Annotated in this window: 22 protein-coding genes; 6 read left to right on the forward strand and 16 right to left on the reverse strand. The window is 58.6% G+C overall.

What is annotated here, in order from left to right; all coding sequences use genetic code 11:
- Positions 1 to 14: 14 nt before the first annotated feature.
- The 5 genes from fliG to putP form a co-directional block, all read right to left on the reverse strand.
- Positions 15 to 1,031, reverse strand: coding sequence for a flagellar motor switch protein FliG (gene fliG / locus CUR33_RS10330; RefSeq protein ID WP_090252067.1), 1,017 nt, complete (start codon positions 1,029 to 1,031; stop codon positions 15 to 17).
- Entirely contained in the window at positions 1,024 to 2,811 is a 1,788-nt protein-coding gene (gene fliF, locus CUR33_RS10335) for a flagellar basal-body MS-ring/collar protein FliF (RefSeq protein WP_289239555.1), read from the reverse strand. Before fliF ends, fliG begins: the two co-directional genes overlap by 8 nt.
- A 15-nt stretch (positions 2,812 to 2,826) precedes the next feature.
- Positions 2,827 to 3,156 carry a flagellar hook-basal body complex protein FliE gene (fliE, locus tag CUR33_RS10340; RefSeq protein ID WP_090252062.1) on the reverse strand — a complete coding sequence of 110 codons (330 nt, stop codon included), beginning with the start codon at positions 3,154 to 3,156 and terminating at the stop codon, positions 2,827 to 2,829.
- Positions 3,157 to 3,249: 93 nt separating this feature from the next.
- Positions 3,250 to 3,471, reverse strand: a complete 222-nt coding sequence (locus tag CUR33_RS10345; protein ID WP_108490472.1) for a VF530 family protein — start codon at positions 3,469 to 3,471, stop codon at positions 3,250 to 3,252.
- Positions 3,472 to 3,764: 293 nt separating this feature from the next.
- Positions 3,765 to 5,252: a sodium/proline symporter PutP gene (gene putP, locus CUR33_RS10350; protein ID WP_090252059.1), complete on the reverse strand. Its 1,488-nt coding sequence runs from the start codon at positions 5,250 to 5,252 to the stop codon at positions 3,765 to 3,767.
- A gap of 720 nt (positions 5,253 to 5,972) precedes the next feature.
- On the opposite strand from putP, the gene CUR33_RS10355 reads away from it, so the two are divergent.
- Entirely contained in the window at positions 5,973 to 6,833 is an 861-nt protein-coding gene (locus CUR33_RS10355; protein ID WP_448703156.1) for an HDOD domain-containing protein, read from the forward strand.
- A gap of 161 nt (positions 6,834 to 6,994) precedes the next feature.
- Here the strand turns inward: CUR33_RS10355 and CUR33_RS10360 are convergent, their stop codons facing one another.
- The 5 genes from CUR33_RS10360 to CUR33_RS10380 form a co-directional block, all read right to left on the reverse strand.
- On the reverse strand, positions 6,995 to 7,414 hold the full coding sequence (locus CUR33_RS10360) for a group I truncated hemoglobin (protein ID WP_289239556.1): 420 nt from the start codon (positions 7,412 to 7,414) through the stop codon (positions 6,995 to 6,997).
- A 2-nt stretch (positions 7,415 to 7,416) separates the two neighbouring features.
- The gene (locus CUR33_RS10365; protein WP_289239557.1) at positions 7,417 to 8,274 is read right to left on the reverse strand and encodes a DUF3034 family protein; all 858 of its coding nucleotides are present in this window, start codon (positions 8,272 to 8,274) and stop codon (positions 7,417 to 7,419) included.
- Between the two features lie 2 nt (positions 8,275 to 8,276).
- Positions 8,277 to 10,613, reverse strand: coding sequence for a bifunctional diguanylate cyclase/phosphodiesterase (locus tag CUR33_RS10370; protein WP_289239558.1), 2,337 nt, complete (start codon positions 10,611 to 10,613; stop codon positions 8,277 to 8,279).
- Entirely contained in the window at positions 10,600 to 11,283 is a 684-nt protein-coding gene (locus CUR33_RS10375; RefSeq protein WP_448703157.1) for a methylamine utilization protein, read from the reverse strand. Before CUR33_RS10375 ends, CUR33_RS10370 begins: the two co-directional genes overlap by 14 nt.
- Positions 11,284 to 11,460: 177 nt before the next feature.
- Positions 11,461 to 12,213 carry an AraC family transcriptional regulator gene (locus CUR33_RS10380; RefSeq protein WP_289239559.1) on the reverse strand — a complete coding sequence of 251 codons (753 nt, stop codon included), beginning with the start codon at positions 12,211 to 12,213 and terminating at the stop codon, positions 11,461 to 11,463.
- A gap of 77 nt (positions 12,214 to 12,290) precedes the next feature.
- Between CUR33_RS10380 and CUR33_RS10385 the strand changes: the two genes are divergently transcribed.
- The 5 genes from CUR33_RS10385 to cmoB all read left to right on the forward strand — a co-directional run bounded on the left by CUR33_RS10385 (position 12,291) and on the right by cmoB (position 15,671).
- Positions 12,291 to 12,503, forward strand: coding sequence for a hypothetical protein (locus tag CUR33_RS10385; protein WP_289239560.1), 213 nt, complete (start codon positions 12,291 to 12,293; stop codon positions 12,501 to 12,503).
- Between the two features lie 40 nt (positions 12,504 to 12,543).
- A complete protein-coding gene (locus tag CUR33_RS10390) occupies positions 12,544 to 12,939 on the forward strand; it encodes a protease inhibitor I42 family protein (protein ID WP_170048037.1) in 396 nt (131 codons plus the stop codon).
- A gap of 285 nt (positions 12,940 to 13,224) precedes the next feature.
- Positions 13,225 to 13,860 carry a lysoplasmalogenase gene (locus CUR33_RS10395; protein WP_289239561.1) on the forward strand — a complete coding sequence of 212 codons (636 nt, stop codon included), beginning with the start codon at positions 13,225 to 13,227 and terminating at the stop codon, positions 13,858 to 13,860.
- Positions 13,861 to 13,929: 69 nt separating this feature from the next.
- Positions 13,930 to 14,706, forward strand: coding sequence for a carboxy-S-adenosyl-L-methionine synthase CmoA (cmoA, locus tag CUR33_RS10400; RefSeq protein ID WP_289239767.1), 777 nt, complete (start codon positions 13,930 to 13,932; stop codon positions 14,704 to 14,706).
- Positions 14,703 to 15,671 carry a tRNA 5-methoxyuridine(34)/uridine 5-oxyacetic acid(34) synthase CmoB gene (cmoB, locus tag CUR33_RS10405; RefSeq protein ID WP_289239562.1) on the forward strand — a complete coding sequence of 323 codons (969 nt, stop codon included), beginning with the start codon at positions 14,703 to 14,705 and terminating at the stop codon, positions 15,669 to 15,671. Before cmoA ends, cmoB begins: the two co-directional genes overlap by 4 nt.
- 90 nt (positions 15,672 to 15,761) lie before the next feature.
- Here the strand turns inward: cmoB and pdxJ are convergent, their stop codons facing one another.
- The 6 genes from pdxJ to lepB form a co-directional block, all read right to left on the reverse strand.
- Positions 15,762 to 16,508, reverse strand: coding sequence for a pyridoxine 5'-phosphate synthase (gene pdxJ, locus CUR33_RS10410; RefSeq protein ID WP_289239563.1), 747 nt, complete (start codon positions 16,506 to 16,508; stop codon positions 15,762 to 15,764).
- Positions 16,501 to 17,199, reverse strand: coding sequence for a DNA repair protein RecO (gene recO, locus CUR33_RS10415; RefSeq protein ID WP_160087966.1), 699 nt, complete (start codon positions 17,197 to 17,199; stop codon positions 16,501 to 16,503). Before recO ends, pdxJ begins: the two co-directional genes overlap by 8 nt.
- A 62-nt stretch (positions 17,200 to 17,261) precedes the next feature.
- Complete coding sequence (gene era / locus CUR33_RS10420; protein WP_090252025.1) at positions 17,262 to 18,164, reverse strand: GTPase Era; 903 nt, start codon at positions 18,162 to 18,164, stop codon at positions 17,262 to 17,264.
- A complete protein-coding gene (gene rnc / locus CUR33_RS10425; RefSeq protein WP_160087970.1) occupies positions 18,157 to 18,846 on the reverse strand; it encodes a ribonuclease III in 690 nt (229 codons plus the stop codon). Before rnc ends, era begins: the two co-directional genes overlap by 8 nt.
- On the reverse strand, positions 18,843 to 19,220 hold the full coding sequence (locus CUR33_RS10430; protein WP_289239564.1) for a DUF4845 domain-containing protein: 378 nt from the start codon (positions 19,218 to 19,220) through the stop codon (positions 18,843 to 18,845). The genes rnc and CUR33_RS10430 overlap by 4 nt, the downstream gene beginning before the upstream one ends.
- 103 nt (positions 19,221 to 19,323) lie before the next feature.
- Complete coding sequence (gene lepB / locus CUR33_RS10435) at positions 19,324 to 20,178, reverse strand: signal peptidase I (RefSeq protein ID WP_289239565.1); 855 nt, start codon at positions 20,176 to 20,178, stop codon at positions 19,324 to 19,326.
- Between the last annotated feature and the right edge of the window lie 5 nt (positions 20,179 to 20,183).

The following is a 20,183-nucleotide window of genomic DNA, read 5'->3' on the forward strand; positions in this document are numbered from 1 at the left end:
TTGCGAGCCATGTGTTAAACCATTTCCTCGCCGCCCTTGCCGCCCAGGACAATTTCCCCGGCTTCGGCCATGCGCCTGGCGATGGTGAGAATTTCCTTCTGCGCAGTTTCCACGTCGCTGACGCGTACCGGGCCTTTGGCTTCCAAATCGTCGCGCAGCAGTTCGGCGGCTCGTTTGGACATGTTCTTGAAGACTTTTTCCTTGATCGCCTCGTCAGCACCTTTGAGCGCCAGCACCAGCACATCCGACGACACTTCGCGCATGAGGGCTTGAATACCCCGGTCGTCGACATCGGCCAGGTTGTCGAAGACAAACATCAGGTCTTCGATCTGGCTGGAAAGGTCTTCGTCGACTTCGCGGATTGAGTCCATCAGCTGACCCTCAACCGAGCTGTCGAGGAAGTTCATGATATCCGCCGCACGTTTGACCCCGCCCAATGCGGCACGGGACGTATTGGCGCTGCCAGAAAACTGTCGTTCAAGGATGTCGTTGAGTTCTTTCAGCGCGGCAGGCTGCACGGTTTCCAGTGACGACACGCGCAGGACGATGTCCAGGCGTACCTTATGGTCGAAATGCCCGAGCACTTCACCGGCCTGATCGGGGTCCAGGTAAGCCACTACGATGGCCTGAATTTGCGGGTGTTCGTAGCGAATCACGTCAGCCACGGCGCGCGGCTCCATCCACTTCAGGCTGTCGAGACCACTGGTGCTGCCGCCGAGCAAAATACGGTCAATCAGGCTGCCCGCTTTGTCTTCGCCCAATGCCTGCGTGAGCATCTTGCGAATATAACCATCGGCACCAACGCCCAGGCTGGTTTGATCACCGACGATGTCGACAAACTCCCCCATCACCTGTTCGACCTGCTCGCGCTGGATATTGCGCATACCGGCCATGGCCACACCGACCCGCTGGACTTCTTTCGGGCCCAGATGACGCAGCACCTGGGCAGCGTCGGTTTCACCAAGCGACAGCAGCAGAATCGCGGCCTTGTCGACTTTGCTCAATTTAGTGGCGGTTCGATTATCACTCATCGGCGTTAATCCACTCTTTCACAACCTGGGCTACGCGGCCCGGGTCTTCGGCGACCAGGCTCTTGATGGCGTTCAGTTGTGCATCATACCCCTCACTCGGGCTTGGCAGGAGGATGCTTTGCGGACCGCCCAGGCTCACACGGTCCTCAGCCAGATCACCACCCAGCGCGCCCATTTCACCCAGCTCAACATCGCCATCACGGCCGTCACTTTGGCCTTTGCCGCCATTGGTGATGTTATTGAGGACAGGGCGCAGCACACCAAATACCAAGATGAGAATAAACAGCACGCCGAGGACTTGCTTGACCACATCCCAGAACCACGGTTGGGTGTAGAACGGGATATCAATCATCTCTTCGCCCAGTTCGGCGGAGAACGGCGTATTGATCACGCTGACGCTGTCACCCCGACTGGCGTCAAAGCCTACCGAGTCCTGTACCAGGCGGGTAAACCGCGCCAGGTCATCGCTGCTCCACGGCACGCGTGTGGTTTCGCCCGTGGCTGCGTCGACTTTGACCTGATCGTCCACTACCACCGCTACCGACAGCCGGCGCAGGCGCCCCTGCTGCTGCTTGGTGTAGCTGATTGAACGATCCAGCTCGAAGTTACGTGTGGACTGCTCGCGCTTGTCCTCTGGATACGGCGCCAACATGGCCAGACCGGTGGCCGGATCGATAATCTGGGCGCCATTGGCATCCAGCAGCGGCTGCCCGGCAGCAATCGGCCCAGGTACGGCCGGCGCAGCGGCACCCGCTTGCTGCGGCGCGGCACCGGCTGCAGGCGGCTGGTTGCTCAGCGCGCCGGGGACACCTTGTGGCGGCAGGCTGCTGGTACGTTGTTCGTTGACCGACTGCTCGCTGCGCAGCGCCGGTTGATCCGGGTTAAACATTTCCGAGGTGGATTCCACCGCGCTGAAATCCACATCCGCCGAAACTTCGGCCTTGTAGCGACCCGAGCCCAGTACCGGTTGCAGGATGTTGTGCACGCGCTGGGTGAACAGGCTTTCCATGCGGCGGCTGTAATCGAACTGCTTGCCGGCCATGGTCAGCTCGGACATTTCCTGAATATCCGACAGCAGATTGCCCTTCTGGTCGACCACGGTGACCTGGGCCTTGTCCATTTCCGGCACGCTGCTGGCGACCAGATTGACAATGGCCATGACCTGACTCGGCTCCAGGCCGCGCCCGGAATACAACTCAACCAATACCGAGGCGCTGGGTTTGCGCTCATCACGCACAAACACCGAACTCTTCGGGATGGCCAGGTGTACACGGGCCGCTTTAACGTTATTCAAGCTGGAAACGGTACGCGCCAGTTCACCTTCCAAGCCGCGGCGATAGCGGGTGGCTTCCATAAACTGGCTGGTGCCCAGGCCTTGCTCCTGGTCGAGAATCTCAAAACCGACGCTATTGTCTTTCGGTGCAACGCCAGCCGCAGCCAGGCGCATACGGGCGCGCGCCAGGTCGCCTGATTTGACCAGCAGCGCGCCAGAATTGGGCTCCACGGTGTATTTGATATCAGACGCGGACAGCGTCTCCATGACCTGGGACGCGTCCATACCGTCGAGGCTGCCATACAGCGGCTGATAATCCGGCTGCTGCGACCACAGCACCACAGCAAAACCGATGGCCACACTCGCAGCCAGACCGACCAGCAGACCAATCTGGCGCAACATCGACATATCGGCGAGGTTTTCCAGAAAGGTCAGGCCGAACAGCGGTTTCTTCGGCTCATCACCACCGGTGGTGGCAGGTACGTTTGCAGCGACGGCTTCAGCCATGATTCAGCCCTACCCTTAAACCGGCATCTGCATAATGTCTTGATAAGCCTGAACCAGCTTGTTGCGCACCTGGGTCATGGCTTGAAAGGAAACGCTGGCTTTCTGCGACGCGATCATCACGTCCGTCAAATCCACGCCACTGGTGCCCATCTCAAAGGCAGTTGCCAGTTTGTTGGAGGCTTGCTGGGTTTCGTTGACCTTGCCCACCGCTTGCCCAAGCATCTCGGAGAAGCTTGGCGCACCGGGTTCAGGCGTGCTGGCGACAGGCTTCTGACGCGCCATGGCGTCGGCCTGCATGGACCGCATTTCCAGCATCAAGCGATTGAATTCAACACCCTGGCTCATCTCTACCTCCACTGGCCGCGGTTTTTTGACGCTTCGCGGCGTTTGCAGAGGTATTGCAACAAGGGTGCCAAATTCCGAACTAGGACTTAACGTCTATTTCCGTGTTTGCGAACGGACATACAGCGCCTCGACCTTCTCACGCGCCCACGGCGTCTTGCGTAAAAAAGTCAGGCTGGACTTGATGCTGGGGTCGCTCTTGAAGCAACGGATATCAATCCGTTCAGCCAGACCATCCCAGCCATACTGAGCCACTAATGCGGTGAGAATGGCTTCAAGGGTGACGCCGTGTAGCGGATTTTTAGGTGATTGAGTCATGCAGAACCTGTACGGACAGCTCGATTAAGACAAACCCCGCCACCATAGCCAAGCCGGTGAACAACCGAAAGCCTCCAGCGTGATTGGGCATCAGCATAAAAAATACCTGGAGGCCGCTATGCCCCTGCGCCGTAACGTCAGCCAGGGTGAGCCTCAGGATAAGTCGCCATAAAAAAGCCGGCCCACACCAAAGGTGTGGGCCGGCGAAGCACTATCGGGTCGCACGCACATCGCCGCGAAACAAGCCCGCGGGGCAACTGAGCGACCAGCCAGTTGCCAGGTATTTCAAACTATCAGGCCGACTGGTATTCCTTCTCGGCTTCGTCGAAGCGCTTGATCATGCTGGCAGATGGGCCGCTGCCGATCTTGCTGAACACCAGAATGGCGATGGTGGCGAAGATAAAGCCTGGGATGATTTCGTACAGGCCCAGGTGGCCGAGGAAGTTCTTCCACAGGATTACAGTCAGAGCCCCCACCAGCATGCCGGCCAGCGCGCCGTTGCGAGTCATCTGCTTCCATACCAGCGAGAGGATCACCACCGGACCGAACGCAGCACCGAAGCCTGCCCAAGCGTAGGACACCAGGCCCAGTACACGGTTTTCCGGGTTGGCAGCCAGCATGATGGCGACGATCGCGATCAGCAGCACCATGCCACGGCCTACCCAAACCAGCTCAGCCTGCGAGGCACCCTTACGCAGGAAGGCCTTGTAGAAGTCTTCGGTCAGGGCACTCGAGCACACCAGCAGCTGGCAGCTCAGGGTACTCATCACTGCAGCCAGGATGGCGGACAACAGGATGCCGGCAATCCATGGGTTGAACAGCAGCTTGGCCAGTTCGATAAACACGCGCTCAGGGTTTTCGGCTACCGGGCCAGCCAGGTCAGGGTTGGCGGAGAAGTAAGCGATACCGAAGAAACCCACGGCAACCGCACCGCCCAGACACAGGATCATCCAGGTCATGGAGATGCGACGGGCTGCAGGAATCGACTTCACCGAGTCAGCGGCCATGAAGCGCGCCAGGATGTGCGGCTGACCGAAGTAGCCCAGGCCCCAGGCCATCAGCGAGATCACGCCGACAAAGGTTGCACCTTTGAGCATATCGAAGCTGGTTGCGTCTTTCAGTTCGATCGCCGCGAAGGTGGCATCAGCACCGCCGGTGGCAATAATCACCACAATCGGGGTGAGGATAAGGGCGAAGATCATCAGCGTGGCCTGAACGGTATCAGTCCAACTTACCGCCAGGAAACCACCGATGAAGGTGTAGGCGATGGTCGCCGCAGCACCGGCCCACAGCGCGGTCTCGTAGGACATGCCGAAGGTGCTTTCAAACAGGCGGGCACCGGCCACAACACCGGAGGCGCAGTAGATGGTGAAGAACACCAGAATCACCAGCGCGGAGAAGATGCGCAGCACGCGGCTGCTGTCTTCGAAGCGGTGAGTGAAGTAATCCGGTAGGGTCAGGGCGTTACCGTTGTGCTCGGTCTGCACGCGCAGACGGCCCGCGACGAACAACCAGTTCAGGTAAGCACCGACAATCAGGCCGATGGCGATCCAGCCCTCGGACAGACCGGACAGGTATACCGCACCTGGCAAGCCCATCAGCAGCCAGCCGCTCATGTCCGATGCACCCGCCGACAAGGCGGTAACAAAACTGCCCAGGCTACGGCCGCCCAGGATGTAATCGGAAAGGTTCTTGGTGCGCATGTACGCGAACAGGCCAATCAGCACCATGAGCGCGATGTACACCACAAAGGTGACGAGCATCGGAGTATTTGCAGTCATTGGGGGGCTCCCCTCTTGATTGTTGTTATTTCAGCAACAGGGATTAGCCCCCATTGCCAACGTGGCATTGCACGCCTGCCTATGCAGGTGAAGCTACTTACCGCAACCGAGGCACAAAGAACCTGCTTACGATCGGCTGTGCTTCGTCGCCGCGGCGTAAAAACGCCTGTCAACGCGTTAGCGTGCGAGATCGTAAAAAGGCTCTGGAGCCCCAATACAACAACGGGCGCATGCCGCAAGACAGTCGCCCGTAAAAATCCTTTTAATGGCCCGCCAACGCCTTACCCCTGGCGGGACCCGGCATGCGCTGTCTGGTTTGAAAACCGCTGCACACCGGTAAAAATGCTGCATCGCTCACCACGAAGTGCGCAGCAACATGGCCGGACAAGGGCCTAACAATGAAGGCTGTTGCGCTCATGCACTGTCCTTATCTGCTCATTGCCTGTGTTAGGTCTAGCCCAAACTCGCAGGCTTGCTGGGGCATCCTATGAGCAGAAACCTGCGCACCGTGTAAATCGAGCATGGAATTTAGTGGCAGATGCATGAACGCTTCTTACAAAAAACTCTGGAGTTTTTGCAAAAAACTCCAGCAGCGGGAACTTCCTACAAATAGCGTTTAAAGCAGAAAGGCAACGCACGCGTTGCTGGCCCTGCCATCCATCGTCATGTCCAACAGACGCAGAACAGCCATCTAGACTGCATTCATCAAGTTGGAGGTGTGTGTTGCAGAGTGAAGCATCCGATTACTCCATTTACCGCCGTGTCGTTTCACAGTTGATGCAGGGCGAAGAGCAATTGCCCAGCCTACCAACCATTACCCTCGATATCCGCCGCGCCTTGGGTGACCCCAATATTTCCCGAAACACCCTGGTGCGCCTGATCAGCCGAGATCCCGCCCTCAGCGCCCTGCTGATGAAACATGCCTCCAGCGCCCTGTATCGCCACACCCTGCCGCCCAAAACTCTGCACGAAGTGATCAGCATGCTCGGCATGGCTGAAGTCGACCGAATTACCATGGTGCACAGCATCAAAAGCTTGTTCACCCTGCACAGCCCAGGGCACAAACGGCTATTTGTCGAGGCCTGGGAGCGCTTGGTCATCAAAGCCAGCATCAGCGCCATGCTGGCACGCTTGCTGGGCCATGTGACGGCGGAGCACGCGTTGCTCGCCAGCCTGCTCAGCGAGGTGGGCACCCTTGCCGTGCTGTCAGCGTTCAGAAGTGAACGCGTAACACCCTCTAACGAGCTCTATTCAAAGCTGTGCCAGGAGTACAGCAAATCGCTCGGCATCATCGTGTTGAAGAAATGGTCGGTGCATAACGAATACATCGAGATCATTCGCAACGCCGGCAACTGGCAATGCAGCCCGGGGCATAGCCTGCAATTGCTGGATCTGGTCAACCTGGCGCTCTATCACGCCATCAAGGAGCACACGCCAACCGCCGAGCTGCCCTCACTTCAGGAACTGGCGGCTTACCAGAAACTGATGCCACCGCAGGATTTTATCGGCGAGAACGGCGAACTCAGCCTGGTGATAAGTCACCGCGCCGACATTCAGGCGATAGCCCAGACGTTGCGTTAATCCCCACACAACCCGGCAACCGAACACGCTACTGTCGCATTGAGCCGGCAACAGCCTCGTAGCGGGGTGACTGGCTCCGGCTTGAACTGCAGCGGAGGTGTTTGCCAAGCCCAGCGTTTACACAGCCGGACGACGTGTAGCAGGTTTGGTCGAAAGACGCTCTAGCGGTCAATCACCTGCGCACGCATCGGCGCCAGACGCGCCAGCAGGCGGTTTTGCGCCGGCATGGGTACGTTCTGCGCGCTCATTGCCTCCTGCAGGTTTTCCACCAGGGCGTTGAAGTCGCTCGGCGTAAGGTTCTGGCCCTTGTGGCTCTCTTCCATGCTGTCGCCGGTGTACGTGCAGGGGCCGCCCGTTTCGACGCAGATCTGCTCCACCAGTTTGTCGCGCAGACGCTCAATATCGATATTTTCAAAGTGCCGAACGATGCGCGGATCAGCAGCGATGTTCAGCAGCATGCCTTCAACGATACGAGTGATCCCGGCCTGCTCACCCAACTCACGGTACAGGCTGTCGTCTTTGGGCGGCTGCTGAGCGCAGGCCGCCAGGGTCAGAACCATCGCTAACAGCACACAACGCATGCCTAGAAACTCCCCTGTACGGACAGATAAACCCCGTCCTGATGATCCAGTGTGGCAATCTCGCCCAGGCGCGCATACGCCAGCACCACGGCGAGATTCTTGTTGGGGAAGTAGCCCAGAAACAAGTCGGCCCAATCGCTTTCACCCGCAAAGCTCAGGTTATCCGGCTTTTCGCGGTATTCGACCCCAAGCGCCCAACGCGGATTGAACAGCACAGCGACCGAACCTTCCTTGAGTACTGAATGACGATCACGGCGGTCACCGCCAAAGCCCAACAGCCCCAGCTCATTGGCTCGGCTGTAACGAATACCGCCGTTGAGCAGCAGGTTGTAGCCAAAGGCACCGCCAAGGATCAGCCGGCTGGCCGTGAGGTAACCCTCGGTGTCCTCGCTGCGCTGGGCGCCAACCAGACTGGGAATCAGAAAATCCTTCTGGCGCTTGTGCTGAATGCCCAGAGAAACTTGCGGCAACTGGTCGTAGATCAAATCACCGAATAGGCGCACTTTGAGGCCAAAGATGTCCTGACTCAGGCTGTTCTCAGGCAAGTTGAGGCCGCGCGCCAGGTTACCCAAATCAAAACGCTGACGGGCGTAAGACAATTCAATACGGTTGTCGAAAGCGACACCGACACCGGCCACGTCCAGACGGTAATCGCCCGTCTCAACCCGCGTGGCGAATACATCCGCGCCCCACTCCCCGCGCTCACCATACCCAGACAACACGGCCCAGGGCGTAATCCCGCCACCGGCGGCGCCTTCAATACTGCTGGCACCGCCGGTGGCCAGCAAACGGCCATCGGCACAGGCCAGATTGGCCAGCAGGCCGAGCAGCAGGACAATGCAGCGTGGCAGGTAAGTCATATTCAATGCACCAACGTCGAGGGGGCGTGTACGTATTGCGCCATCCAGGTTTCAAAGGCTTGCGCCGCCAGTGGACGACTGATCAGGTAGCCCTGGGCGGTGTCGCACTGCCAACGCCCGAGCAATTGCAGGCTGCGCTCGAACTCGACCCCTTCAGCTACGACCTTTAGGCCCAGGCTGTGGCTCATCTCGATGGTCGAACGCACGATGACTGAGTCCTCACTGGCATCGTCCAGGTCGCGGATAAATGATTGATCAATTTTCAACTCCTGCACCGGCATGCGCTTTAGCTGCGCCAGGGAAGAATAGCCCGTGCCAAAGTCGTCCACCGACAGGCTGATGCCACATGCCCGTAAACCATGCAGCACTTGCAACGCGACCTCGGGATTGAGCATCACACCGCTTTCAGTGATTTCAAAAATAAGCTGCTCGGCCGGGACCTGATACTCGGCCAACAATTTACTGACCCGCGCCGGCAACTGAGGGTCAATCAGGTCGTCGGTGGAGATGTTCAACGACACCTGCACGCGCAGTCCACGCCCCGCCCACTCACGTAACTGGCGCAGGACTTCTTCGATGACCCAAGCAGTCAACAACTGGATACTGCCGGTGCGTTCGGCCAGCGGGATAAATTCACCCGGAGAGACCATGCCCAGCGTCGGGTGCTGCCAACGCAGTAGGGCTTCTGCCTGACGCACTTGGCCGGCCGCGATGTCTAATTTGGGCTGATAGTGGAGCAACAACTCCGCTTTATCAGGGGCATGCCGCAAATCGCGAATCAGGCGAATCTGCCGCTGCTGGGCATCATCACGACCCTGCTGATACACCTGCAGATGGCTGGGCATGCCAGCCGCATCCTGCATGGCAATGCTCGCCCGGCGCAGCAGCTCTTCAGGGGCGTTGCCGTCCACCGGATAACTGGCAATGCCAATGCGGCAATCCAAGGCGAAATCGTGGGTGGCGACGCGCAACGGTTTGAGCAACAGTTGCTGAACCTTGTCGGCAATACCCACAGCACTGTCGCTGTTGGTGTTTTCCAGCAGCAGCAGGAATTCATCGCCGATAATCCGCGCCACGCTATCACCAGGACGCAACACGGCCTGCAGGCGTCGGCTCAGTTGCTGCAACGCCAGGTCGCCTCCCTCAGCGCCAAGGCTTTCATTGACGGCCCGAAAATTCGCCACGCCCAAGTAGAGCAACGACGTCGGTCGTCCTGCCGTGATGGCACTGCCCAGGCGTTCCAGCGCAAGCGTGCGGTTGGGCAGGCCCGTCAACGCATCATGCAGCGCATTGTGCGCCAGCTGCCGCTCACGCTCGGCAATGCCTTGCTGCATGGCTTTGAACGCAGTGGCCAAACGCCCTAGCTCGTCGCCGCGCTGCAGGTCCAGGCTGGCCTGGTAATCACCCTGGCGTACCCGCTCAGCCACTGCCGCCAACTGCCGAACCGGCTGTGACACTGAGCGCGCCAGCAATAAGGCCCCCACAAGCGAAGCGGATAGCGCAGCCAGAGCGATGAGTAGAATTTTCTGATCAAGTGGAGCAAACGCCTCTTGCGCCTGACTCAAGGATTTGTGCAACAGCGCACGCACTTCAAAACCATCACCACTGGCCAGCACCAGGGTCTGATTCAAGTACGATTCTTCACCGATCAGGCTGATTGCATCATTGGCCAACTCAGCCATGCTGCCTTGCAGCTGCTTGCTTTGCGCGGGTTGCAAAGTGCTGATCCAGATATCCGCGACACCGTCCTGGGTCGCCCGCAAGGTCAAATCCAGGTGGGTCAATTCACGCAATTCGGCGGCAAATGCATCATCGACCTGAAAGCCCATCATGACCCGGGCAATTGGCAGCGGCGCGGTGACTGTGGCCTGCACCAGCAAGTAGATCTTGTCAGCTATCGGCATCAGAAAGATCTGCACACCTTCGCGCTGACGCTGCATCACCTGCGCGCTGAGGCGCTTGGCAGTCTCACCGCTGATCTGCCGATCACTGCTGACCTCAAGATTGCCATCCAGACCCAGCATCATGACTGCACTGGCGTTGATCCGTGCGCCATGGTTGATCAACGCCGAACGAATTGTCTCGGTGTCGCCACTGGCCACGGCATCCTTGAAACCAAAATCCGCCGCCAACACCTGCACTGCGTCGTGCAACTGACGGCCACGGACCTCGAGTAATTGCTGAAAGACCAGGCTGCCGACGTCTAACTGCTCACGTGCCTGGCTGCGTACGGCTGCATTGGTGGCAGTTTGCACCGCCACATACAGCGCCCCCACAACCACCAACAGCAGCAGTACCAGTACCCCGGCAATTCGCGCCTGAAAGCTATTGCGCAGCATCGCGTGCCTTCTTGAATGCATCACCAAAAGCGCTGACCGGCGCACTCGGAGCGGTTTGACCGCCAGGAGCCTGCATGGACAGGGTAAAGCGCTGCAGGCTACCGGCCTCTGTCAGCTGCACCTGGCCGGCATCCTGCGGCAACATATCCGGCGCTTGTGGGTGCCACAGGCTGGCGGTGTAGGTCCCTGCTGGCAACTGCTCCAGGTTCAGCTTGCCCTGTGCATCACTCACCGCGAACCACGGATCGTCAGTGACATAGACATAACCCACCATCCAGTCGTGGATATTGCAGCCAAGTACCACCACACCGGGCTTATCGAAAACCACCGGCTCGCTCGGCGTGCCCTGGTAGAGGCGTAGCTCAAAGCGCTTAGCCAACGAGAACGAATAGACGTGATGACGAATGTTGTCGCTGTTAGGGAACGACACGGCAGTACCGCTGCGCACAGCCAGTACATTGGGCGCGAATTGCTGCGAGATTTGATCCATCACCGCCGCGGCAGGTGCAACCACGGGTACAACCTCGCTGCGCAAGGTAAGCACAGCATTGGCCAGCGGCTGCCCTTCACTGTCCACCAGCTCGGCTTGCAGACTGGCAGCGGACAGCGTTGTACTGAACAGCAGCATGCCGAGCAGTGAAAGTGTGGACAGGTATAGGGGCTTGTTCATCAAGACTACTCGCACTTTATGGGCACACTTGACTACCGGCAGCATCCTTGCCCGGGCACAGGAAAAACCTGCGTGGGCCACAGCTTAGCCGCCCATGTGCGGAAGTTCACGCTTCGTCGACTGTAACCATCACGCAAATGTATGCAGCGTGCTACCCAATAACCGTCGAGAGCTCAGTTATTCGGCGCTACGCAGGCGTTTCGGCGTCAGGCCCAAATAGCGGCGCATAGCGGTGGTCAGCGCGCTCTGGCTGGAGAAACCGCACTCTTCCGCGATACGGATCAGCGGCAGGCCGCTCTCACGCAACAGCCGTACAGCCCGATCCAAGCGTGTTTTCAGCAGGTACTGATGCGGCGTCAAACCGATACTGTCCTTGAACTGCGCATGGAAATGACTGGGGCTTAGACAGGCCACCTGTGCCAACTCAGCCACACTGATACGCCGCGCCAAATGCTGGGTGATGTAACTGTCGAGCCGCTCCACATTCAGCGCCCCCATGGGCCGCGTCTGGGGCTCGCCAAACAGGCGCAGGTGCAAGGCACGCAGCAGCACGCCCCCCAGGGCACGGGGCAGCAATGGATCGGAGCCATAGCGTTCCAGCTCGGCGCCGGCATAGCTCAGCAGGTTCTGGAAATCGGCATCCAGTTGCGGGTAGCGTGGCGTTTCAAACAGACGGGTCAGCAGCTGCAGGTCTTCGCTGGAGGTGCCCTGCTCGTCCAGATCGATGATCAGCATGCGGTTGTCACCCATGCCAGCGAACTGGTGATCGGCATCCCCCGGCACCAGGCAGGCGCGCATGCGGCAAACCTCGCCGCCCCGGCCGTTGACTTCAAATTCGGCACGTCCAGCCAGCGACAGCACCAGTTGATGATGGTCGTGAGTGTGTTCGTGGGCCTGGTCATCAAGACGCATCAACCGCGCGTTGAACATGAAAAGTGCAACCCTGAAAAACAGAGGTGCAACTTTAACCCTTTGCCCGGTAAAACTGCAGCCTGTACGACAAATGGGTGCTGATCGCCCTAAACAGTCAATGTCCGCCAAGCCTGAAACAGCAGGTGCTGCAACGCCTGGAACATGAGCTGATCGAAAGGCGAAAAGTACGCCTGGCACGCCACGAGTGCTTTGCCCTGCTCACACCGCTGATCGACCAATTCATCCAGCAGTTGCGCGCACCACTGCAGACGACGTTCGAAGCACAGACTCCCGCAGGGCGGACCTAGCGGCTATGCTGGCAGCCTCGACATTCGCCAGGAGTTCACCATGCTTGCCCCCCGCCTGACAGTGGCACTCAGCCTTGCACTGCTCGCCGCCTGCGCACAAACGCCCAGCAGCGTGACTCTGGAGCAAAACCAGCAGAGCAAATGCCCGCTGTCGTTGCACGTTGGCCAGCAATTCAATCTACGCCTGCCGAGCAATCCCACCACCGGTTTCCGTTGGCTGCTGCGTGACTCCGCACCCCAGGTGCTGAAAAGCCTCGGCCCGGAGGTCTACAGCAACCCGGAAGACGCTGGCCTGGTCGGCAGCGCCGGGGTTTCCACCTGGCGTTTCGAGGTCATCAAAGCAGGCGAAGGCCTATTGGCCCTAACCTATGAACGCCCCTGGGAAGTCGGCGTAGTGCCCGCCCAGCGCTTCAACTGCACGATCAAGGCTCGCTAGCAGGGCGTTGAAAAACGTAGGCGAGGCAGCCAGCGCAAGGCGCTACGTTAGTAACAGCCTTCGGCTGGTCAAAACGGCGAAAAGCGGAGTTTACGAGCTGTAAATGAGCATTTTGATCGGACTCGCGCACGAGCCTGTTTTTAACGCGGCGATGGCAACGTAGGTAGTTTTTCAACAGCCTGCTGCTACTGGCGCGAAATGCTGACCTAAGTGGCACCCATGGCGTGGCCAGTTAATTCCCGACGCGCCATAGTGCTGACCTTTCGAGTATCAAGGACAAGGGTCATGCGTTATCTGCTGCTGGGTTTGCTGGGTGCTGCGATATTCCTCTTTACACGGCTCAGCGGCATGAATGAACTGGGCCTGCTCAGCAAAGGCATTCCAGTGATTGCCCTGCTGCTGTGGTTGAGAACGGCACCCAGCGGCCTGTATCGACGTTGGATCAGCCTCGGCCTGCTCTGCTCACTGGCGGGCGATATCCTGCTCGACTGGCCGGGCGACCTGTTCGTTTTCGGACTAGGCGCCTTCCTGCTGGCCCATCTGGCCTACCTGCGCGCCTACCTGAGCGACTGCAAACAACCCGCCTGGCTCGCTTTGATTCTTGCGCTGGCCACTGGCGGAACGATGTTCACCATCCTCGCCAGCGCCAACCTGGGCCCGCTGCTGATCCCCGTAGCCTGTTACGCCCTGGCGATCAGCGCCATGCTCTGGCGCGCTCTTGCCCGCCTTGGCCAACCCGACCTGAATATCCATTCCAGGCGCCTGGCCGCCGTAGGTGCCGCGCTGTTCGTATTGTCCGACAGCCTGATCGGCATCAACCGCTTTGTCGCCCCCTTCGAAGCGGCGCCTGTGGCGATCATGCTCAGCTACTGGCTGGGACAATGGGCGATTGCGGCGTCGGCCTTCAAACAGACCCGCTGAGCCGTCTCCATGCAGATTTGCGACCAATAACGGCAATCAAGGTTTGGCTATGCGGCGCACTTGGCTAAAATGCCCGGCTTTATTGACCAGTGCGCAGCCATCGTGAGCAAACAGCCCGACCGTCTTTTCGCCCAACCCCTGGCCCAGGTGCCGGACTTCGTGTTCAACGAGGATGTGGTGCGGGTTTTCCCCGACATGATCAAACGCTCGGTGCCGGGTTACCCGACCATTGTCGAGAACATTGGTGTGCTCGCTGGCCAGTTCGCCCAACCGCACAGCGTACTGTATGACCTCGGCAGCTCTCTGGGCGCTGTGACCCAAGCGCTGCGCCGACATGTGCAGATCGACGATTGTCGGGTGATCGCCGTGGACAACTCCAGTGCTATGGTCGAGCGCTGCCGCGAATACCTGCATGCGCAGGATTCGATGTTTCAAGAGTTGCTGCCCGTCGAAGTGATTGAGGCCGACATTCTCCGCCTCGACTTTCAGCCCACTTCGCTGGTGGCACTGAACTTCACCTTGCAATTTATCCAGCCTGAACAACGCCTCGAATTGCTCACGCGAATTCGCCAGGCCCTGCTGCCCGGCGGCGCAATGATCCTCTCGGAAAAACTGCAATTCGAAGACGCCGGGCAGCACGCACTGCTGGGCGATCTGCATATCGCCTTCAAGCGGGCCAACGGCTACAGCGAGCTGGAAATCGCCCAGAAACGCAGCGCCATCGAGAAAGTCATGCTCCCCGACAGCCTGGAGCAGCACCGCGAACGCCTGCTCGCCGCTGGATATAGCCAGGTAGTACCGTGGTTCCAGTGTCTTAATTTCGCCTCAATGATTGCCCTGCCATGATCAGCCGCCTCGACCTCGACGCCCTGCAAGCAACCCTTGCCGGCACTCCACTGCAAGACTGGTCAGCCGACCTGCCCGGGCAGATCGATGCCAAACTGGCCGTCGGCCATGGCGACCTGCCGCGCTGGTACGGCGCGGTGCAGAGCTTGCCGGCACTGAATGTCGAACAACTGGAACTGCTACACAGCTTCCGTTTCAACGGAACCTGTGACGACTCGACACGCGCAGCATTAACCACGGCTCTTCAGGGCCTGATTCCCTGGCGCAAGGGACCGTTTCATCTGTTTGACGTGCATGTCGACACGGAATGGCGCTCGGACTGGAAATGGCAGCGCGTCGCGCCCTACCTCGATCTGAAGGGCAAGCGGGTGCTGGATGTCGGCTGCGGCAACGGCTACTACATGTGGCGCATGCTTGGTGCTGGTGCGGACAGCGTAATTGGCATCGACCCCAACTGGCTGTTCCTCTGCCAGTTCCTGGCGATGAAAAACTACCTACCTGACCTGCCCGCCTGGCATCTGCCGCTGGCATTCGAGGAACTGCCGAGCAAACTACAAGGCTTCGACACGGTATTTTCCATGGGCGTGCTGTATCACCGCCGCTCGCCCATCGACCATTTGATCGACCTCAAGGACTGCCTAGTTAAAGACGGCGAACTGGTCTTGGAAACCTTGGTGGTAGAAGGCGATGCACAGCAGGTGCTCGTGCCCGAAGACCGCTACGCGCAGATGCGCAACGTCTGGTTCCTGCCTTCGGTGCCCGCCCTGGAGCTGTGGCTGCGCCGCGCCGGCTTCGTCGATGTGCGCTGCGTAGATGTCAGCACCACTTCAGTCGACGAACAACGCTCGACCGAGTGGATGCGCTTTCAGTCACTGCCCGAATTCCTTGACCCGGCCGACCATAGCCGCACCGTGGAAGGCCTGCCGGCGCCAAGCCGCGCGGTACTGATCGCCCGCAAGCCGTAAACCGGACTTATCAAAGCTCACGCAGGGTCGACAGGCGCCAGCTTGTCCAGTGCAGATGGCGGACAAGCCTGCGGCATGTCCGCCCTCCACTCAACCGCGATTAGCCGCCGCGACGATCAACTGTTTCATCTCCACTACCGCCTGCTTAAAGCCAACAAACAATGCGTGGCCTACCAGGGCGTGGCCGATGTTCAGCTCATTGATCCCAGCAATGGCCGCCACCGGCTCAACGTTGTGATAGTGCAAGCCGTGGCCCGCATTAACGATCAGGCCATGCTGCAGGCCACAGGCCACACCGTCACGAATCCGCGCCAGTTCGCGTGCGGCTTCTTCCGGGGTATGGGCATCGGCATAACGACCGGTGTGCAGCTCGATGGCCGGCGCGCCGACCCGCTTGGACGCCTCAATCTGCAGTGGGTCCGGGTCGATAAACAGCGAGACCTCGCAGCCAATCTTGCTTAGGCGTTCGACCGCTGCGCGAATCCGCGCTTCCTGCCCATCCACATCCAGGCCACCTTCGGTGGTCAGTTCCTGACGGGTTTCCGGTACCAGGCAGACGTGTTCGGGACGGATGCTTTCGGCAAAGGCGAGCATTTCCTCAGTCACACCCATCTCGAAGTTCATGCGCGTCTGCATGACCTCTTTGAGCAGGCGCACATCACGTTCTTGAATATGCCGACGGTCTTCGCGCAGGTGCACGGTGATACCGTCGGCCCCCGCCTCTTCGGCGTCCAGCGCGGCCTTGACTGGATCGGGATAACGGGTGCCTCGAGCCTGGCGCAAGGTGGCCACATGGTCGATGTTCACACCCAGCAGAATACGATTGGCATCAGTCACGGCTTGGCTCCTTGAGCGTCATAAACAGTTCGCGGCTGACCAGCGGTCGGCCACCTAAATGGGGGGCTAAGGCCTGACGCATCAAGCGTTTGGCCGCAGCAAGAGCGCCTGGCGCAGTCCAATCAGCCTCGGCCATGGCGAGCAGTTCAACGCCGTGAAAGGCACCGGGCTGCAATTGGCCAATCGGCACCAAACCAGCTTCAGTGTGCAGACGATACAGGCCGCTGGCGACAATGGGCTGACCTTCGCTGTCCAGATTCAAGGCGAAACCATAGCCCAGCTCGTCCAGCAGGCGCCATTCAAACGAACGCAACAGCGGTTCCAGCGGGCGACCTTCTGCCAATGCCAACACCGTCATGGCGTAATGATCGAACACAGCGGGATGAGGGTCTTCGGCGGGTAACAGGCGAATCAGCAATTCATTGAGGTACAGGCCACTGAACAGCGCCTCACCCGTCAACAAATTGGGAATGCCCGCAGGTTCAAGACGCCCGACGTTCTTCAGCTCACCTCGCCCGCGAAACTCGGCGTCCAGCGGAATAAACGGCCGAGCCAAACTACCGGCTTTACCCCGAGCGCCACGCAGTACTGCACGCAAGCGACCTTTGGGGGTGAGAAAGTCGACCAGCGCGCTGCTTTCGCGGTAAGCGCGGCTGTGCAGTACATAGGCAGGCTGACTGTCTGCAAGCATGGCCGGTGGTGACTCAACGTGACGGAACGCAGAAACGGGCGAATAGGTTCGCCCGCGCAACACTAGATGTTGTCGTAACCCAGAGAGCGCAGTGCGCGCTCGTCGTCCGACCAGCCACTTTTAACCTTGACCCACAGGTTAAGCATGATTTTGGAGTCGAACATCACCTCCATATCCTTGCGCGCTTCCTGGCCAATGCGCTTAATCCGCTCGCCTTTGTCGCCAATGATGATTTTTTTCTGACCATCACGCTCGACCAGAATCAACGCATGGATATGCAGGATGCGCCCGTCACGCTTGAATTCCTCGATTTCCACAGTGATCTGATACGGCAGTTCAGCGCCCAGCTGACGCATGATCTTCTCGCGCACCAACTCAGCAGCGAAGAAACGGCTGGAGCGGTCGGTGACCTGGTCTTCCGGGAAGAAGTGCACGCCTTCCGGCAAATGCTCGCCTACCAGTTTTTCCAGGGTGTCGAGGTTATGCCCATGCTGCGCCGAAACCGGCACGATCTCGGCCTTCGGCAGCTGGGTGGCCAGCCACTCCAGATGCGGCATCAGCTCAGCCTTGTCCTCGATACGATCGGTCTTGTTGATCGCCAGAATCACCGGGCCTTCGACGTACTGAATACGCTCCAATACCATCTGGTCCTCATCGGTCCAGCGGGTGCGATCGACCACGAAGATCACCACGTCAACATCCTTCAGCGCCGACGAAGCATTCTTGTTCATGTAGCGGTTGAGCGCTTTTTCGTTGTTCTTGTGCAGGCCGGGGGTGTCGACATAAATCGCCTGCACCTCACCCTCGGTTTTGATGCCGAGCATGTTGTGCCGCGTGGTCTGCGGCTTGCGCGAGGTGATTGCCAGCTTCTGCCCAAGGATGTGGTTGAGCAACGTCGACTTGCCCACGTTGGGCCGGCCGACGATGGCGACATAGCCACAGCGTGTAACAGGTGTATCAGTCATTGCCATTCTCCACACCCAAGGCGATCAGCGCGGCAGCAGCCGCTACCTGCTCAGCGATCCGCCGACTGGCGCCCTGCCCCAGGGTTTTATCATTCAGTAAGGTTATCTGACATTCGACCACGAATGTCCGGCAGTGCGGCTCGCCCTGAATATCCACCACCTCATAACGCGGCAACTCACAGCCGCGCGATTGCAAAAATTCCTGCAAGCGGGTTTTTGGATCCTTATTGGTGTCGACCAAAGTCAGGCTATCCAACTCGGTGGTCAGCCAGGCCAGCACACGCTCACGAGCCGCCTCCATACCTGTATCCAAGTAGATGGCGCCAATCAGTGCTTCCAGTGCATCGGCGAGAATCGACTCGCGACGAAAACCGCCGCTCTTCAATTCGCCGGAGCCTAAGCGCAGGTACTCACCCAAGTCGAAACCACGCGCCAGAATGGCGAGGGTTTCGCCTTTAACCAGGCGCGCGCGCAAGCGCGACAGCTGCCCTTCGCGCGCTAACGGGAAACGCTGAAACAGCGCTTCCCCCGCGACAAAGTTGAGGATCGCATCACCGAGAAACTCCAGACGCTCGTTATTACGCCCGGCGAAACTGCGATGGGTAAGAGCCAGGATCATCAGCTCCTGATCCTTGAAGGTATAACCGAGCTGCCGCTCGAGACGGGCTAACGACGCACTCACGGCATACGCACGCGGAATTCTTTATCGAATCGCACCACCAGATCGATATTCTCGATCAGCGGCTCGCGCTGTTCATATTTCAGATGAACTTTGAAATCGTTATTTTCAACTTTGACTTTAATGGCATCTCTAATATTCAAGCTACGAATATTATTGACCTGCACACCCTTATCAACATGACTATAGAAATCACCAATCGTTCGTATCTGTAAAGACCTTTCAGTTTCAACCGACATGATAATTTTACTTATCGACATATAATCAAGATAGTGAGGCAATATCTTGAATGCTGCGTTGGCCAAAAAGGCGACTACAGTGAGCACCATCAACCAACTAAGAACCGACATTCCCTTTTGCGAATGTACAGATTTCATATTTGTCCCCAAATTCGATTTTATGAAAGCCTTAACGGCTGGAGGCAAGACTATATATAGCCTGCAACGCTGCATTTAACAGCGTCGCAAATTAGCCAGCGGGTCAGTGAATCAGGCCGACGCGAGAAAAATTAGGCAGATTGCGCGACTTTGGGTCTGGCCAGCTCATCCAGATTGCGAAGGCTTTACCGACGATATTCTGGTCCGGCACCATGCCCAGTAGCGGCTTGGATATGGCCGGATCATTCCAGTAACGGCTGTCATTGGAATTATCGCGGTTGTCCCCCATCATGAAGTAATGCCCTTGCGGCACCACCCACTCGCGGCCAGGCTCAACCCGATAGCGCTGCATTTCCTTACGGATCTGGTGCTCAGCCTCGCCCAGTTTTTCGTTGTACAACTTAGCGCTGCCCAGGCTACCCGGCTCGTCACCAATCAGCTGCTGCGCAACAAGTTCACCGTTGATGGTCAGACGTTTATCGCTGCTGTAGGCAATACGGTCACCGGCCAAGCCCACTACACGCTTGATGTAATTGATATTCGGATCACTCGGATAGCGGAACACCATCACATCGCCGCGCTGCGGATCGCCTACTTCAATCACCTTGGTGTCCAGAACCGGCAGGCGAATGCCATAAGCGAACTTGTTGACCAGGATGAAATCGCCTACTTCCAGAGTCGGCTTCATCGAGCCAGAAGGAATCTGGAACGGTTCAACCAGAAACGAACGCAGCACCAGCACGATGGCCAGCACCGGAAAGAACGACTTACCGTACTCCACCAGCAAAGGCTCTTTGCTCAAGCGCTCCACTACCGCCTCATCAGGTTCACTGACCTGACCGTGGTAGGTGCTGATAGCGGCTCGCCGGCGCGGGGCCAGAAAGATCAGGTCAAACAACGCCAACGCGCCACAAACGGCAACGGCGATAACCAGTAACAGCGGGAAATTGATCGACATAAGCC

Origin of the sequence: Pseudomonas sp. FEMGT703P (assembly GCF_002786345.1) — a bacterium.
Classification (GTDB): Bacteria; Pseudomonadota; Gammaproteobacteria; order Pseudomonadales; family Pseudomonadaceae; genus Aquipseudomonas; species Aquipseudomonas peli.

Excerpts from the sequence above, each read along its gene's own strand:
- fliG (WP_090252067.1), bottom strand. The coding sequence starts at position 1,031 with ATGAGTGATAATCGAACCGCCACTAAATTGAGCAAAGTCGACAAGGCC.
- fliF (WP_289239555.1), bottom strand. The coding sequence starts at position 2,811 with ATGGCTGAAGCCGTCGCTGCAAACGTACCTGCCACCACCGGTGGTGAT.
- fliE (WP_090252062.1), bottom strand. The coding sequence starts at position 3,156 with ATGAGCCAGGGTGTTGAATTCAATCGCTTGATGCTGGAAATGCGGTCC.
- CUR33_RS10345 (WP_108490472.1), bottom strand. The coding sequence starts at position 3,471 with ATGACTCAATCACCTAAAAATCCGCTACACGGCGTCACCCTTGAAGCC.
- putP (WP_090252059.1), bottom strand. The coding sequence starts at position 5,252 with ATGACTGCAAATACTCCGATGCTCGTCACCTTTGTGGTGTACATCGCG.
- CUR33_RS10360 (WP_289239556.1), bottom strand. The coding sequence starts at position 7,414 with ATGCGTTGTGTGCTGTTAGCGATGGTTCTGACCCTGGCGGCCTGCGCT.
- CUR33_RS10365 (WP_289239557.1), bottom strand. The coding sequence starts at position 8,274 with ATGACTTACCTGCCACGCTGCATTGTCCTGCTGCTCGGCCTGCTGGCC.
- CUR33_RS10370 (WP_289239558.1), bottom strand. The coding sequence starts at position 10,613 with ATGCTGCGCAATAGCTTTCAGGCGCGAATTGCCGGGGTACTGGTACTG.
- CUR33_RS10375 (WP_448703157.1), bottom strand. The coding sequence starts at position 11,283 with ATGAACAAGCCCCTATACCTGTCCACACTTTCACTGCTCGGCATGCTG.
- CUR33_RS10380 (WP_289239559.1), bottom strand. The coding sequence starts at position 12,213 with ATGTTCAACGCGCGGTTGATGCGTCTTGATGACCAGGCCCACGAACAC.
- CUR33_RS10390 (WP_170048037.1), top strand. The coding sequence starts at position 12,544 with ATGCTTGCCCCCCGCCTGACAGTGGCACTCAGCCTTGCACTGCTCGCC.
- CUR33_RS10395 (WP_289239561.1), top strand. The coding sequence starts at position 13,225 with ATGCGTTATCTGCTGCTGGGTTTGCTGGGTGCTGCGATATTCCTCTTT.
- cmoA (WP_289239767.1), top strand. The coding sequence starts at position 13,930 with ATGCCCGGCTTTATTGACCAGTGCGCAGCCATCGTGAGCAAACAGCCC.
- cmoB (WP_289239562.1), top strand. The coding sequence starts at position 14,703 with ATGATCAGCCGCCTCGACCTCGACGCCCTGCAAGCAACCCTTGCCGGC.
- recO (WP_160087966.1), bottom strand. The coding sequence starts at position 17,199 with ATGCTTGCAGACAGTCAGCCTGCCTATGTACTGCACAGCCGCGCTTAC.
- era (WP_090252025.1), bottom strand. The coding sequence starts at position 18,164 with ATGACTGATACACCTGTTACACGCTGTGGCTATGTCGCCATCGTCGGC.
- CUR33_RS10430 (WP_289239564.1), bottom strand. The coding sequence starts at position 19,220 with ATGAAATCTGTACATTCGCAAAAGGGAATGTCGGTTCTTAGTTGGTTG.
- lepB (WP_289239565.1), bottom strand. The coding sequence starts at position 20,178 with ATGTCGATCAATTTCCCGCTGTTACTGGTTATCGCCGTTGCCGTTTGT.